The 14,866-nt window shown below is 55.7% G+C and carries 12 protein-coding genes; all 12 read right to left on the reverse strand.

The features are described from left to right. Positions 1 to 117: 117 nt before the first annotated feature. Entirely contained in the window at positions 118 to 2,154 is a 2,037-nt protein-coding gene (locus HQL52_10795) for a sodium-translocating pyrophosphatase (protein ID MBF0369933.1), read from the reverse strand. A 65-nt stretch (positions 2,155 to 2,219) separates the two neighbouring features. After that, positions 2,220 to 2,861, reverse strand: a complete 642-nt coding sequence (locus tag HQL52_10800) for an adenylate kinase (protein ID MBF0369934.1) — start codon at positions 2,859 to 2,861, stop codon at positions 2,220 to 2,222. A gap of 84 nt (positions 2,862 to 2,945) precedes the next feature. Then, positions 2,946 to 3,230 carry a succinate dehydrogenase assembly factor 2 gene (locus tag HQL52_10805; GenBank protein MBF0369935.1) on the reverse strand — a complete coding sequence of 95 codons (285 nt, stop codon included), beginning with the start codon at positions 3,228 to 3,230 and terminating at the stop codon, positions 2,946 to 2,948. A 2-nt stretch (positions 3,231 to 3,232) separates the two neighbouring features. After that, positions 3,233 to 3,868 carry a pentapeptide repeat-containing protein gene (locus HQL52_10810; GenBank protein MBF0369936.1) on the reverse strand — a complete coding sequence of 212 codons (636 nt, stop codon included), beginning with the start codon at positions 3,866 to 3,868 and terminating at the stop codon, positions 3,233 to 3,235. 211 nt (positions 3,869 to 4,079) lie between these two features. Then, a complete protein-coding gene (locus HQL52_10815; GenBank protein MBF0369937.1) occupies positions 4,080 to 4,961 on the reverse strand; it encodes a 2-oxoacid:ferredoxin oxidoreductase subunit beta in 882 nt (293 codons plus the stop codon). Further along, positions 4,961 to 6,676, reverse strand: coding sequence for a 2-oxoacid:acceptor oxidoreductase subunit alpha (locus HQL52_10820; GenBank protein ID MBF0369938.1), 1,716 nt, complete (start codon positions 6,674 to 6,676; stop codon positions 4,961 to 4,963). Before HQL52_10820 ends, HQL52_10815 begins: the two co-directional genes overlap by 1 nt. Before the next feature lie 73 nt (positions 6,677 to 6,749). Further along, complete coding sequence (gene sucD / locus HQL52_10825) at positions 6,750 to 7,622, reverse strand: succinate--CoA ligase subunit alpha (GenBank protein ID MBF0369939.1); 873 nt, start codon at positions 7,620 to 7,622, stop codon at positions 6,750 to 6,752. Between the two features lie 3 nt (positions 7,623 to 7,625). Then, positions 7,626 to 8,792: an ADP-forming succinate--CoA ligase subunit beta gene (sucC, locus tag HQL52_10830; GenBank protein ID MBF0369940.1), complete on the reverse strand. Its 1,167-nt coding sequence runs from the start codon at positions 8,790 to 8,792 to the stop codon at positions 7,626 to 7,628. 83 nt (positions 8,793 to 8,875) lie between these two features. Then, entirely contained in the window at positions 8,876 to 10,540 is a 1,665-nt protein-coding gene (locus tag HQL52_10835) for an FAD-binding protein (GenBank protein ID MBF0369941.1), read from the reverse strand. Between the two features lie 2 nt (positions 10,541 to 10,542). Next, entirely contained in the window at positions 10,543 to 11,286 is a 744-nt protein-coding gene (locus tag HQL52_10840; protein ID MBF0369942.1) for a 2Fe-2S iron-sulfur cluster binding domain-containing protein, read from the reverse strand. 497 nt (positions 11,287 to 11,783) lie between these two features. Continuing rightward, complete coding sequence (locus HQL52_10845; protein MBF0369943.1) at positions 11,784 to 12,572, reverse strand: hypothetical protein; 789 nt, start codon at positions 12,570 to 12,572, stop codon at positions 11,784 to 11,786. Between the two features lie 61 nt (positions 12,573 to 12,633). Further along, the gene (locus HQL52_10850) at positions 12,634 to 14,793 is read right to left on the reverse strand and encodes a hypothetical protein (protein ID MBF0369944.1); all 2,160 of its coding nucleotides are present in this window, start codon (positions 14,791 to 14,793) and stop codon (positions 12,634 to 12,636) included. Positions 14,794 to 14,866: the final 73 nt, after the last annotated feature.

Here is a 14,866-nt window from a genome sequence, read left to right on the forward strand (position 1 = left end):
GACAGATATACATGCAGGCCGTTTTATCCTGACCTTTGCATCCGTCACACTTGTCGCTGATTACAAAACTCGGCATTGATGTTTCTCCTTTTTTCCAAAAAAACCGGACGAATTCGATTAGACGATCAGGGACACGATCAGGAGTGCCACGATATTGGTGATCTTGATCATCGGGTTGACGGCGGGGCCAGCGGTGTCTTTGTAGGGGTCGCCTACGGTGTCGCCGGTGACGGCAGCTTTATGGGCTTCGGAGCCCTTACCGCCATGGTTGCCATCTTCGATGTATTTCTTGGCGTTATCCCAAGCGCCACCACCGGTGGTCATGGAGATAGCGACAAAGATACCGGTGATGATGGTACCCATCAGAACGCCACCGAGAGCTTGAGGACCAAGCAGTACACCAACGATGATGGGGGCCAAAACCGGCAGCAGCGAGGGAATGATCATCTCGTTGATAGCGGCCAGGGTCAGCATGTCCACGGCTTTGGAATAGTCCGGCTTGGCGGTACCTTCCATGATGCCGGGAATCTCTTTGAACTGCCGGCGGACTTCAACCACCACGGCGCCAGCGGCACGACCGACGGCTTCCATACCCATGGCAGCGAAGACATAGGGCAGCAGACCACCGATGAAGAGACCGATGATGACCATATGGTTGGAAAGATCAAAGGTCACACCTTCGACAAAGTTGCTCAATTCGTGGGTGTAGTCGGCAAAGAGCACCAGAGCAGCCAGACCAGCGGAACCGATGGCATAGCCTTTGGTCACGGCTTTGGTGGTGTTGCCCACCGCATCCAGAGGATCGGTGATGTCGCGGATTTCAGAAGGCAGCTCGGCCATCTCGGCGATACCACCGGCGTTGTCGGTGATGGGGCCATAGGCGTCCAAGGCGACGATGATGCCGGTCATGGAGAGCATGGCGGTAGCGGCAATGGCAATGCCGTAGAGGCCGGCCAGGCCATGGGCGGCAAAGATGGAGAGACAGACCGCAATCACGGGGGCTGCGGTAGACTTCATGGAGACGCCGAGACCGGCGATGACGTTGGTGCCGTGGCCGGTTTCAGAGGCTTTGGCAATGTCACGTACCGGGGCATACTCGGTGGCGGTGTAATATTCGGTGATGACCACCATGGCAGCGGTGAGCAACAGGCCGATGAAGGCAGCGCCGTAGAGGGCTCCCACGGAGTGATGGCCGTTGTCGGTCATCAACCAGGTGGTGACAGGCCAGAAGAGTACGGCAGAGGCGACGGCGTTGACAGCCAAGCCCTTGTAAAGGGCAGTCATGATTTTTTGACCAGGCTGGGCTTTAACCGCAAAGACGCCGGCGATGGAACCCAAAATGGAGACACCACCCAGGGCCAGCGGATAGACCAGGGAGTTGCCAAAATCAGGCATGAGCAGTGCGCCCAGCAGCATGGAGGCGATCACGGTCACGGCATAGGTTTCGAACAGGTCAGCCGCCATACCGGCGCAGTCACCGACGTTGTCGCCCACGTTGTCGGCGATCACGGCGGGGTTGCGTGGGTCATCCTCGGGGATGCCTGCTTCCACTTTACCCACCAGGTCAGCACCCACATCCGCGCCCTTGGTGAAGATACCGCCACCAAGACGGGCAAAGATGGAGATCAGCGAGCCACCAAAGGCGACACCAACCAGAGGCTTCAGGAGATGGGGTAGATCAGAGGTGTCGCCCACCTTGATCAGAATGGCAAACATCACCGAAACGGCGAGAATGCCCAGACCCACCACCAGCAAGCCGGTGATGGCGCCACCCCGGAAGGCCACCTGAAGGGCTTCGTTAATTCCCCCCTTGGCGGCTTCGGCGGTGCGGACATTGGCTTTCACCGAAATGCCCATGCCGATGAAGCCGGTGGCCGCTGACATCACCGCACCCACCGCAAAACCGATGGCCGTGGCAAAGTCGAGGAAGATAATCAACATGACAAAGAGCACACCACCCACATAACCGATGGTGGTGTATTGCCGCTTCATGTAGGCCATGGCGCCTTCTTCAATAGCGCCAGCAATTTCCTGCATTCGTTCATTCCCGGCCGACAGACCCAGGATCCAGTTCCTGGACATGACCCCAAATACCACTGCTCCCAGACCACACATAATGGCCAGGGTGATCCCCGCACCCGACAGTTCAAGCATGACCTAAACCCCTTCCTCAAAAAAAAAGCCTACGATTACAGAAAAGTTTCTCATCAGAAGGTGCATCAATCCAGAATGTCGCAGAGAGCCTGGAATACGTCATCCATGGCTCCCATGCCGTCCACTGATTTGAAGGCACCTTTGTCTTTGTAAAAGCCGATCACCGGAGCGGTCTGGGCATCGTAGACCGAGAGACGATTGCGTACGGTCTCTTCGTTGTCATCGGCGCGGGTGGTAAGTGTCCCGCCGCACTTGTCGCAAACCCCATCCTTGGCGGGTTTTTTGTTGGTCTTGTGATAGCCTTCACCACAGCCGGAGCAGGTGGAGCGTCCGGTAATCCGGGCCACCAGCGCTTCGGAGTCGGCAGCAATGTCGATTACATGGTCGATCTTGAGGGAGCGGCTTGAAAGCATGCCTTCCAGGGCATCGGCCTGGGAGACGGTGCGGGGAAATCCATCGAGGATGAATCCCTTCTTACAATCAGCCTCATCAATGCGGTCACCGATGATACCCACCACGATATCATCCGTCACCAAGGCTCCTGCCTCCATGGCCTCCTTGGCTTTCAGGCCCACAGGTGTTCCCGCCTTGACGGCAGCCCGGAGCATATCTCCGGTGGAAAGTTGTGGAATGCTGTATTTTTCCGCAATTCTGCGTGCTTGTGTTCCTTTGCCGGCACCCGGCGGCCCCATGAAAATCAGATTCATCAACGGACTCCCTTTTCCACGATCCCAGACCAAAACTTCACAGTACGATTAAGAAAGACAGAATATTCGGATTTACTTGAAAACTCAAACCCCCGCAACAGAAAAATGACGGCTTTTTGCAACCTGGGCGATCAGCTCCCGATCCACATCAGCAGGAAGGGGTTTGATCTCCATGATCCAGTCGAGAAGGTCGGCGTCAGGAAGGTCCAGCAAGCGCAAAAAACGCAGGCATTGATCCCCATCCATCGTTTCCAGATGTTGGGTCAAATAGCGGTCAAAAATTTGTTCCATTTCCGGCATCGCCCGACGACGGGCCATAAAGGAAAGGCGGCGGCGCATGGCAGAGATTTCCAGATCATCACCGGGCATGGTCACTCACCGTCGTAGGTCACCAGTTTTTCGGAAAGATTGTCTTGGGCTGTGAGGTGGCCATCCCAGGGAGAGCGCCCATAGTAGAGGGTGTTCGTTGTTTGAACATCCTGAAAAACGGCGTCAGGGAGATTGGTTTTTCTGAAGTCAGCGCCTCGCAGATCACAACCGATAAATTTGGCGTCTTTCAGTTCACATTCCCGAAAATTGACTCTTTGCAGGGGAGTGCCGGAAAAATCAGCCAGGGTCAGGTCGGAGCCTTGCAGATCGCCTCGGTTGAGATTGGCGTTGCGAAAGGAAGCCCGTTCCAGTTGTGAGAGAAAAAATTTGGCGTTTTCCAGGCGTGCACCATCAAACACGCAGTCATCCATTCGGACCCGCTGGAAGAAGGCGTGTTGCAGGTTGGCCCCCTTGAAGCTGGCCTCCTGGAAAAAACTGTCCTGGGTATAGCTGTTTTCCAGGTTGGCCTCATCAAAGATGGCCTGCCGCAGGATGCTGCCGGAAAAATTGGTTCCTGATAGATCCAATCCGGAAAAATCCATGCCGGAAAGATCCAAAAAACCCAAATCCGCATCCATCAGAGAACCCTTCTTGCCGAACCGCTCAATCAGGGCTGCCTTGCTTTCGATACGCTCCAATGTTCCGCCGAGCCTCCTACTATACTGCAACAGCTGAATGACAGAAAAAAATATAAAATAGCCTTATATGCAGAATCTTGCAACAGCTGGATTCACAAAGAATCAGCCCCGCATTTTCCAGAGATCTTTATCTGGAAAATGCGGGGCTGAAGGAAGCGTCTCTCAGGCCTGTTGCCAGGCTTGAGAGTGAGTCAGCAGATCAACGACCAGCTTAGGGGCGAGACATCTGGATGATCTTGTTGACGTCGTAGTCGGCATGTCCCCCAACCTTTTCGACGATTTCCTGCATCCGTTCGTCCAGGGTGGGCTTGTCCTTTTTATAGAGAAGGCCCATGGGGGCTTTGCCACCATTGCTCTCCGGGCGGGAAAGCTCAATGGCACGTCCCAGATCGCTTGTGTCGTGATCCTCAGGAATCTCCTGCACCAGATTGCGATAAAACTGGATGGTGTCGATTTTGTTGAAGGAGGGGCACTGGGAGAAGATGTTTACGTAGGAAAATCCTCTGTGCTCCAAGGCGCCCTTGATCAGCTCGGCGCAGAGTTTGGGCTTCCCGGCAAAGGCCTGAGCCACATAGGTGGCACCATAAGTGAGCATGTAGAGCAACGGATTCATGGGATCTTCAGGACCACCGTAGGGGGTGGTATAGGCTTTCATCTCCGGACGGGAGGTGGGGGAATATTGCCCCTTGGTGAGCCCATAGATGCCGTTATCGTAAAGCACATAGGTCATGTTGACGTTTTTGCGCGCCATGTGGGGCATGTGACCGCCACCAATGGAAAAGCCGTCACCATCACCACCAGTCACCATCACGGCCAGATCAGGACGAGCAAGCTGTGCGCCAGTGGCTACCGCACCTGCCCGACCATGCAGGGTATGCATCTTGTAGGACTGGATAAAATAGGGGGTACGGGAGGAGCAGCCGATACCCGAAATGGACATGAGCTTGGTCGGATCGACACCGGCATCAGCCAGTGCCCGGTAGACACCGTTCAGAATGCCGTGGTGACCACATCCAGGGCACCAGACCACAGGCACCTCGGATTTATATTCCTTAAACTTCATCTGCACCTTGTTGAGAGCGGCAACTGACATCAGATCACCTCCTTGACTTTATCAACAACCATGGCGGGGGTGAAAGGCAGTCCACCGCAGATGGTGTAGGGTATAGGTTGGATCGAAGTTTCAGACCGAATGAAGTGGGAAAGCTGTCCCTGGAAGTTGACCTCAGGCACCAGAATTTTCTTACAGGTCTTGGCAAACTCTTCATATTGATCCACAGGCATGGGCCACATCAGCTTGGGATAGAAGCCCTTTACCTTGTGCCCGTCGGCCCGCAGGCGAGCAACTGCTTCACGCACCACACCGATGGTCGAACCCCAGGTGATGACACCGACATCCGCATCCCCATCGCCATCCACTTCCACCGGAGTGTATTCCTCTACCACGGGTTTGATTTTGTTGAAGCGCTTCCGGTGCATGAGTTCATGGTTGTCCGGGGTCCATTTGGGCGCGCCATTTTCACCATGCTCAAGACCAGTGGCAATATGCATGGCGTTTTCAGTACCAGGATCGGCCATGGGTGAAATATTGTCATCAGTCAGTTTGTAGCGCAGATATTCTCCTTCACCGTCCCAGCGTTTACGGTTGATGATTTCATAGCTGCTGGGATCCGGAGTGGGAATGGTCTGGGTGGAAAAGGCCAGGGAGCCGTCGGAGAGCAGGATGACAGGGTTCTGGTATTTTTCCGCCAGGTTCAGAGCCTCCACAGTCATATCGACGCAATCCTTCACATCTTCAACGCTGAGTACGATGCGAGGGGCGTCGCCGTGGGTGCCATGGATGGCCAGGAAAAGATCGGACTGCTCATGTTTGGTGGGTAGGCCGGTGGAAGGGCCGCCACGCTGTACATCAACAATAACGACCGGGATTTCCGCCATGGAGGCCATGCCCAGCATTTCGGCCATGAGGGAGAGTCCCGGGCCGGAGGTGGAAGTCATGACTTTTGCACCGGCATAGGAGGCGCCCATTAGTTGGGAGACCGCTGCAATTTCATCTTCCGCCTGAACCAGGGTTCCACCTAGTTTCGGAAGATGAATGGAGACATATTTGGCCACCTCGGTAGAGGGGGTGAGAGGGTAGGCGGAAAAAAAACTGATCCCACCGATAATTCCACCGAGCCCGGCAGCGTCGTTGCCGGAAATGATGATTACATCCTTGGGATCTTTGGGGTCAGCCAACTTGAAGGAGTCGGTCTTCTCCATAGCCTGGGCCAACTCTTTACCCTTGCTAAAGGCTTGGAGGTTCAGGTCAAGAATTTCCTTTCCCTTCTTGCCGAATTTATCGCTCAAAACCTGCTTGAGGGTCTCCTCAGGGATATTGAACAGCACTGACAGCGCCCCCAGGGCGACCATGTTTTTCGACCGGTAGGATTTCAAATCTTTCGCGGTCTGGGACATGGGAATGGGATAACCATGAACCCCTTCAGGCAGCGCATCGGGCTCGAAGTCTCCTCCGGGATAGTCGTAGACCACCGCTGTGCCAGGAGTGAAGAGATGTTTGTTGACTTCAAAGGCCTCGCCGTTGAAAGCGCAGAAAACGTCAAAGGTGTCGCCTTGGTTGACCACTTTGTCAGGGCTGGTACGCACCTGATACATGGCATAGCCACCTTTGATTTCGGCCGGAAAGGTTTTGAAGGTGTAAACTTCCTGGCCAGCACGCGCACAGGCGGCGGCGATGAAGTCACCTGAGGAGATGATACCTTCTCCTCCCTCCCCGGCGACCCGGATAATCAGGTCATTTTTCGCCATTTGGATTCCCCTTGTTCTTTGTGAAAGTCACAGATTGGAGCAGATTTCCTTGGCCTGATCGAGCAGATGTGGCTCAGGCGGACATGGCCTGCTTGATCACCACCCCCATTTCGGCAGGAGAGCGGGCGATATGTACACCCGCTTCCTCCAGGGCGGCAAATTTTTCGGCAGCGGTTCCCTTGCCGCCGGAAATGATGGCGCCAGCGTGGCCCATCCGTTTTCCTTTGGGTGCGGTGGCGCCAGCGATAAAGGCGGTCACCGGTTTGGACATATTTTGTTTGATCCAGGCAGCAGCTTCTTCTTCAGCGGTACCACCGATCTCACCAATCATGATTACACCCTCGGTATCCGGATCCTTTTCGAACCGCTCCAGGCAGTCGATAAAGTTGGTACCGTTGATGGGATCCCCACCCAGCCCGACGCAGGTGGTCTGGCCGAGTCCTACGGCGGTGGTCTGGGCGACCGCTTCGTAGGTCAATGTGCCGGAGCGGGAGACAACGCCGATATTACCAGCCTTGTGGATATGGCCGGGCATGATGCCGATCTTACACTCTTCCGGGGTGATGATGCCGGGACAGTTGGGGCCGATGAGGCGGGTGTTTTTGCCTTCCAGAAACCGCTTCACCTTGACCATGTCCATCACCGGAATACCTTCGGTGATGCAGACCACCAGATCAATGTCTGTAGAGGCCGCTTCCATGATGGCGTCAGCTGCAAAGACCGCTGGAACGTAGATCACCGAGGCGTTGGCACCGGTATCCTTGACCGCATCAGCCACGGTGTTGAAAACCGGCAGCCCCAGATGCATTCCCCCACCCTTGCCAGGGGTTACACCACCTACGAGCTTGGTGCCATAGGCCAGAGCCTGTTCCGAGTGGAAGGTGCCGTTGGCACCGGTAAAACCCTGGCAGATGACACGGGTATCCTTGTTGACCAGAATGCTCATGACTCAACCTCCCTGAATCGAAGCAACAGCCTTTTCGGCGGCTTCGTTCAAATCGTTCGCAGTGATGATGGTCAGACCCGATTCGGCCAGGATCTTGTTGCCCAACTCCACGTTGGTCCCTTCCAAACGCACGATCAGTGGTACTTTGATATCCACCTCCCGAGCCGCCTGCACCACCCCTTCGGCAATGACATCACAACGCATGATGCCGCCAAAAATGTTGACCAGAACAGCTTTGACGTTGGGGTCGGATAGGATCAACTTAAAAGCCGCCGTCACCCGCTCGGTGGTGGCTCCGCCCCCCACATCCAAAAAGTTGGCCGGGCTTGAGCCTTTGAGTTTAATGATATCCATGGTGGACATGGCCAGTCCCGCACCATTGACCATACAGCCGATGTCACCATCCAGGGTGATATAGTTCAAGTCATGCTTGGAAGCCTCGATCTCCTTGGCATCCTCTTCGTTAAAGTCACGAAGTTCTTCAATATCCTTGTGACGGAAAAGAGCATTGGAGTCAAAGTTCATCTTGGCGTCGAGGGCGATGATGTCCCCGGAACCGGTGACCACCAGAGGATTGATCTCCGCCAGAGAGGCGTCAGAATTGATGAAGGCAGTGTAGAGGGCCATCATGAATTTGGCCGCCTTGCCGACCTGCTTGCCTTCCAGTCCCAGCCCAAAGGCCAGATTGCGGGCCTGATAGCCGGTGAAACCCACCGCAGGATCGATCGCTTCCTTGAGGATTTTTTCCGGCTGTTTGGCGGCCACTTCCTCAATCTCCATGCCCCCCTCGGTGGAAGCCATGAGGGTGACTCGGCTCGAACCACGATCAATCACCATGCCCAGATAAAGCTCCCGGGCGATGTCGCATCCCTCTTCCACATAGACCCGTTTGACCTCTTTACCCTGGGGGCCGGTCTGCGGGGTGATCAGAGTCATGCCCAGCATCCGTTTGGCTTCTTCACGGACTTCCTGGATGGATTTGACCACTTTCACGCCACCACCCTTGCCTCGGCCACCCGCATGAATCTGCGCCTTGACCACGAAGACATCGGAGCCTAGCTCCCTGGCGACATTTTCCGCTTCCGCCGGTGTAAAGGCCACACTCCCTCGGGGGACGTTGACGCCATAACCGGCAATGATCTTCTTTGCTTGATACTCATGAATATTCATAGGGCTTCCCGTTCCTTCAGATGGTTTTCCCAGATAATCAAAGGATGGCTCCGTCAACCTGCCCGGAATCCCATCCCCCTCCCCTATACCGGACGGACCTTCCCATAGACTGGCAGTAAACGGGGAGCGGTCCGTTGACGGTCGATTTTGGCGACCGTCAGTTCTTCCAGAAAGGCGTCCAGATGTGAAAGACCAGGCTTTCCTCCAGCGCCGAATTCCGCTGCAAAACGGGCCGCACCCTCTCCTGCTCGGCGGCCAAAAACCAAAATTTCCAACAAGGCATTCCCCATCAGTCGATTTTTTCCATGCACCCCACCGGTCACCTCCCCGGCAGCAAACAGGCCCGGCATGTCGGTGGCAGCATCCGTACCGGTCACCACACCGCCATTTTGGTAGTGCAGGGTGGGATAGGCCAGCACTGGCCACTTGCGGATGTCAAATCCTTTGCCAATAAACTCTTTGAACCGGCCCGGAAATTCCCGCTCAATGGTGCCTCGACCATGAAGTAGCTCAATCAAGGGAATGTCCAGCCAAACGCCATTGACACCCCCGGGAGTCTCTACACCGTTATCGTATTCACTGCACTCCCGAATGATCGTGGCGGTGGTCACATCCCGGGGTTCCAGATTGTGGACAAATTCGTCCCCATGGCGGTTTAAAATCTGTGCCCCCAGCCCGCGAAATTTTTCGGTAAGCAGAAGTCCCAGTTTTTGTTCAGGGTAGGCCACACCCGTGGGATGGTATTGGCAGGATTGGATGTCCCGCAATGGTAGTCCCGCACGATAGGCGATGGCCAAACCGTCAGCAGTCGCTCCGTAGTGGTTTGAAGTGGGGAAATCCCTGAAGTGAAGCCGACCAAACCCACCTGTTGCCAGGATGACAGCCTTGGCTCGGACCACCAGGGTCTCTCCCTGGGGAATCCGCTCCAAAACCACCCCGACTGCCCGTCCATTTTCATCGGTCAGAAGCTCCACCGCCGGGTGAAACTGGATGGTTTCAACACCAAGATATTCCGCACGGTCCTGCAAAACCCGCATGATTTCAAGGCCGGTGACATCCCCACAGGAGTGGAGCCGCTTGCGGGAAGTACCTCCACCATGACGGGTTTTCATCCGCCCCGTGGCATATTTATCAAAAAGCAGTCCCAGCTCTTCCAACCAGCGCAATGTTTCCGGGCCGTCAGTGACCAGAGCCTCCACCATATCGGGGTCGTTGGTAAAGTGTCCCCCACCCAACACATCCAAAAAGTGCTGAACCGGAGAGTCGCACTCCTGGTCTGCAGCCTGGATGCCCCCTTCGGCCATGATGGTGTTGGAATCACCAGGGCGCAGCTTGGTGGCGATAGTGACCTTGGCCCCGGCTTCGGCAGCGGTGATGGCTGCTGCCATACCTGCGCCGCCACCGCCAATGATCAGCACATCGGTAACGTGATCAGGCTCCTGGGCCAAGCGCTTATCGCTATCTTCGTAGAGCGAAAGCACATTGGCACGGGGCCAGGCTTCCAGAAGATCGGCCAACTCCACAGGGGTTTCCATACCCTTGGAAGGTCCCACTCCCAAAGTACGGCGTCCTTCCAGTTGGTAATCGGGATGATACTCTTCCAGCCAAGCCCGACGGTCGGAAAGGGAAAGCAGGGGAAAGGTTTCACCCCGGAGCAGGCGGGCCAGCCGCTCTTCCCGGGTTTTTTCTACCAGCCGCGCTGATTCCCTTAAGGATTCAGGTAGCGTATGTGATTGATTGACTGCCATCCTCAACCCATCATGATCAGAGTGCGATCTTCGGGAAGCCAAGTCCCGGGGGGCGCATTCTGGGGTTCGATTTCACGTCTCTGGTAGAGTGCCTGAATCTCCACAGGCTTCATTCGTCTGAGACGTCCGATGACCGCATGGATATCTTCCTTACGGTTTTTTTCCAAGGCGCGGGTGAGATGTTCCGCTTGGGGTACCTGATGCCGGCCATGGAAAAGGCGGGCTGTCAAGGCGGCGTTGGGCTGGGGAATCTGCCCGGGACATCTCAAGGCGCAGGCCTGACACTGAACACAGGTAAAGGATTCCCAGGCCGCCTCCCGGAGTTCCCCCCGTTTGATCATGCCCACATACCCCATGACATCAATTCCCACCGGGCAGAGGCGGCTGCACTCGCCGCACATGATGCAGCGGTTGATTTCCGGATAGTAATTCACCACCCGATAGTGGGGGGTCTCCCCTTCCGGCAGATCCAGGCTGTGACGTACTTTTTTTTGCGGAAAATAGGGCAGAGGCAAAATTTCCATTTCCGCCTGAACCGGTTCCTGACACATCAAGGCGGCATGAAACTCGGTCTCGTCAGATATCCGATAAAGCACGGTACAGGCTCCGCAGACGCCGCCACGGCAGCCAACGCCACGCACAAAGCCGATGCCGATCTCTTCCAGGGCTGAAAGAATGGTGCGCCCGGAGGGAACTTCATGCTTTTCTCCATCGTAGAGGATGGAAACGTGATCTGCTCTGTCCATTCAATCCCATTCCAAATGATATCGAAGCCTTGAGGCTTCCAGCCAATAGGATATCGCCAGCTCGACCCAGCCATGCAGTCATGCAATCGGGCGTGCCGGGGCTATGAAAGGGTATTTAGGGCTGGTTTCAACCGTATTGAGGGATCAGCGTCCGCTCGATGTCCCAGCCCTCTTTATGCCTGGACCGAGGCTGATTCTCTACCATTCAAACATGGCCGGTTGAGGGAATGAGTTCCTTCCCTGGGAGGTATACCAGGATAGATCAGGAGCCCACCCAACCTTTGCGGCCACATGACCCCACCGGAGTCGGGTCAGAACAGATATTGGTTGCCCGGGTCAATGGAATGTAGCGGAATGGAAAAACGTTCTTTGGAGCCTTTTCCCATTCCGGGAGGTGGTGCCCGATAACGACTCCAGACACCCTCGTGACATTCCTTGCCCCCTTCAAAGCATCGGGAGCATGCCACGAACCCCCCCCGGAATCAAGGAAGGGGCGTTTATTTGCGTAGATCGGCGAGAAAGGAATGGGCCATGGCGAGGCGAAAAGCCTTGATTTGGTTGCCGGTATGGCGTGAGGCGATGGCCTTGGACTGGTAATGGGCCAGCTGTTCGTCAAATACCGGATGTTCTTCATCTTTTTGGTAGGAGTCCACCAGATTTTCGAGCTGTTCCACCAGGCTTGAAAGGGTCGTAGGACGGTAACCCCGGACAAAGTCTGAGAGAAAGATGAGTTTATCGGTTTGGTAGGCGTTGTTCTCTTCCATGGCTGTGAGTGCCTCGGTGAGAAGAGCTATATTGCGTTTATTTTGCCAAACCCGCCGCCGAGCCTGAGCGAACGCCCGGTGACGCTCTTCTGATTTTACCAGACGGTTGAGCCTTTCAGCCACTCCCGGGTCTATCTGGCATTCCAGGTTGAGCAGACGCACAAACCGCTCCAAAACCACCTCGGGCAGCGCCAGTATTCCCTCCTCCTGGCCAAAAGAGAGAGGGCAGGAGAGCTGCTCCTTGGCCAGAGTGGTCACCAGATCGTTGGTTTCATCAAGAGAGAGGCCACTGCCGGGAAGATGGGGTTCCAGTTCTACCCGTTCCTCCATACCCGGGGTGAAAAGAGGTGCCAGGAGCAGTTCCTGTTCATACTCCTCCATGGTGGCCAGGCGGTCTTCCGACAAACCTGCGATGGGATCTGTCACACTCAGAGTGGTGGAAATGGTGCTGGCCACTTTGGCCCGCATGCTGCGGGGGGTGGTGAGCTGGGCTCTCACGGCGTTCAAAAGGTCCATGTTCATCTTGATTTATCCCTGCAAGGCTGGAATGACGGCTAAAAATCGCTTCGGAAAGACCTGACACTTACCAAGCCCCTCCCCTCTGTTGGAATCGATCCTGGGGCTGAGGTTCCATCAGAAACAGCCTGGGCGAAAATATTTTCAACGGTTTACCAGAGCCTTCAAAGAGCAAACGAAACGCTCCAAACCCCCTGGGAAGCCAGCTCCAGAGGGTGGCCTCCTGCTGCCGACGCATGGCAATCACCTCCCCCATATAGCGTTTGACCGGTGGTTTTTTATCTTGGTCTAGCCCCTCCTCCATCGGCCAACCCAGGAGATAAACCTTTACCCCAGCACGCATTTCAGTCATTTGCACGCCAAACCGGACCTGAATCAGACGCTCTTGCGGCAAGGGGTTGGCGTTGGGCCGTTCAAGCAGAGGTGTGGTGCCGGAGTAGAGTTGTTTTCCCCGACTGACCAGCCAGCCCCCCCGTTCGGATAGAACAGCTGCCTGGGAGTCGTCGGAGCCACCAAAGGACCATCCCGGGGGGAGATCAGCGGTGATTTCAGTGGCTGGACGTGGGGTGACTGAAGGGCCGACCCGATAGGCTTCGGTGAGAAAAAAGTGCCTGCGGTGGCGGAAAATCGGGCTTTGGTGCTCAACCAGATGGTCGTAGGGGCGGATCAGCGTATCTGTCCGTTCGCCATACTCCAGATCGTCATAGTTATAGCGTCGCCAATCCATCACCAGATAGCCCGGCTGAGGAAAAGTGGGGTCCATCTTGGCGTGGTGCCACCCTTTTGTTTCCGGCAACAGCAATTTCATCACCCGGGCAGCTCCCCCCCCCAGATAAAGCGTCCCGGCGGTCTCTCCACGGTGGGCCATATCCTGCCGGATCGCATCAGCAGTGGCAATATAAGCATCATTCCCATTTTTGGCCAAATATTTAAACTGGTTGACTACCATGAGGTTAAAAAGAACCAGTACCAGGGGGGCAGCCAGGATTAAAAAAGGGGCGGGCCGCACCAGCCATGAAAGTCGCAAGTTGGCAGCCAGGTTGCGAAAGTTGGAAGTAGCGGACCAGTTCAGCAAAAAGAGAAAAAATTCCACCGCCGCCAGATAAAAGAGCGGGGCTACGGTCAGATATTGGCGGACACTTTCCCGCATGGCCGGGACTGGCGGGTGCCAGCTTTTCATGGTGAAGGCGATAAAACCGAAAGCCAACATAAACACAATGATTTTAGGGGGGTTGACTCGCTTGCGCAGGTTGCCAAGCCACACCATCGCTCCGAGGAAACCAAACAAATGGAAAAATATTTCACCGCTGCCGGTGTTGTAGAGCATCTTCGGATAGCGCAAAACAACCAGCCCCAAGGTGGAGAGCCACTGGGAGAGTGAAATCGTGGGTTGCGCAGCCACACTTTTGACTTTGGCCAGAGTGGGCGCTGTGGGCGTAAAGATGGTCCCCACCACCCGCCCGGTTTTTTGGCTGTAGCCCAAGAGCGCTTTGATGCGGATGAAGGGATCGTCAAAAACGATGGCCAGGTGGATCAGTTCCAAAAGCCCGCCAAGCCCCATGCCCAAAATAAGAAAGAGCGTCACCTGTTTGCGGTGTGGACTCCAAAGGGCGGTCACCACCCCGGCCACCACATAGACGGCAAAGGTGACCCGCACCGATACCGCTGCCCACAGCAACAGCCCTCCCAGGAAGGCGACAATCAGGGCTTTGGGATCAAATGGGGGGCTCCCTTCCCTGAGACGCCCCGCCCAGGCCACCGCACCCAGCCCCAAAAGCGCCAGGGAAATCCCCAGATTATCCGGTAGCAATCGGGTGCCTGACAAAATGTAGGGGTAGCTCGTCACCCATAGCACTACCATCAGGAGTGCTACTCGGTCGTTGCTGAAGGCTTTGGTGAAAAACCAGATAGCCAGGAGAGAGAGCAGGGCGTGGAGATGAATGGTGCCGTAAAAGGCCTCCACCGTGGGGCCCAGTAGCAAGACCATGAGCTGGATGGACCAGATCAATACCGAGCGCAAAGCCCCGGGACCGATCTGGTCAGCACTGGGGAGCAGCTCTCGGGTGGCATAGGTGAAATAGGTCAGATCGTCGGTATTGGCCGGTTGTTGATAAAACCAGACCCGTAACCCCATCCCCACCATCCCCAACAGCAGCATGAGCCAAACTGCCCAGCGGTCAAAGGGATGGTTGGGAGCGTGGAAAAAGCCAGCCAGTTTTTGATTCATGAAAAGCCGTCTCGAAACCGGGGGTTGGGGTGATTCTGACGTGGTGAACAACCATGGCCCGGCACCAGGGTGA

Source organism: Magnetococcales bacterium, assembly GCA_015232395.1.
In the GTDB taxonomy this organism is placed as follows: domain Bacteria; phylum Pseudomonadota; class Magnetococcia; order Magnetococcales; family JADFZT01; genus JADFZT01.

Bases quoted from the DNA above. Each gene is read 5' to 3' on its own strand.
- HQL52_10795 (MBF0369933.1), bottom strand. From the start codon at position 2,154: ATGCTTGAACTGTCGGGTGCGGGGATCACCCTGGCCATTATGTGTGGT.
- HQL52_10800 (MBF0369934.1), bottom strand. From the start codon at position 2,861: ATGAATCTGATTTTCATGGGGCCGCCGGGTGCCGGCAAAGGAACACAA.
- HQL52_10805 (MBF0369935.1), bottom strand. From the start codon at position 3,230: ATGCCCGGTGATGATCTGGAAATCTCTGCCATGCGCCGCCGCCTTTCC.
- HQL52_10815 (MBF0369937.1), bottom strand. From the start codon at position 4,961: ATGTCAGTTGCCGCTCTCAACAAGGTGCAGATGAAGTTTAAGGAATAT.
- HQL52_10820 (MBF0369938.1), bottom strand. From the start codon at position 6,676: ATGGCGAAAAATGACCTGATTATCCGGGTCGCCGGGGAGGGAGGAGAA.
- sucD (MBF0369939.1), bottom strand. From the start codon at position 7,622: ATGAGCATTCTGGTCAACAAGGATACCCGTGTCATCTGCCAGGGTTTT.
- sucC (MBF0369940.1), bottom strand. From the start codon at position 8,792: ATGAATATTCATGAGTATCAAGCAAAGAAGATCATTGCCGGTTATGGC.
- HQL52_10835 (MBF0369941.1), bottom strand. From the start codon at position 10,540: ATGGCAGTCAATCAATCACATACGCTACCTGAATCCTTAAGGGAATCA.
- HQL52_10840 (MBF0369942.1), bottom strand. From the start codon at position 11,286: ATGGACAGAGCAGATCACGTTTCCATCCTCTACGATGGAGAAAAGCAT.
- HQL52_10845 (MBF0369943.1), bottom strand. From the start codon at position 12,572: ATGAACATGGACCTTTTGAACGCCGTGAGAGCCCAGCTCACCACCCCC.
- HQL52_10850 (MBF0369944.1), bottom strand. From the start codon at position 14,793: ATGAATCAAAAACTGGCTGGCTTTTTCCACGCTCCCAACCATCCCTTT.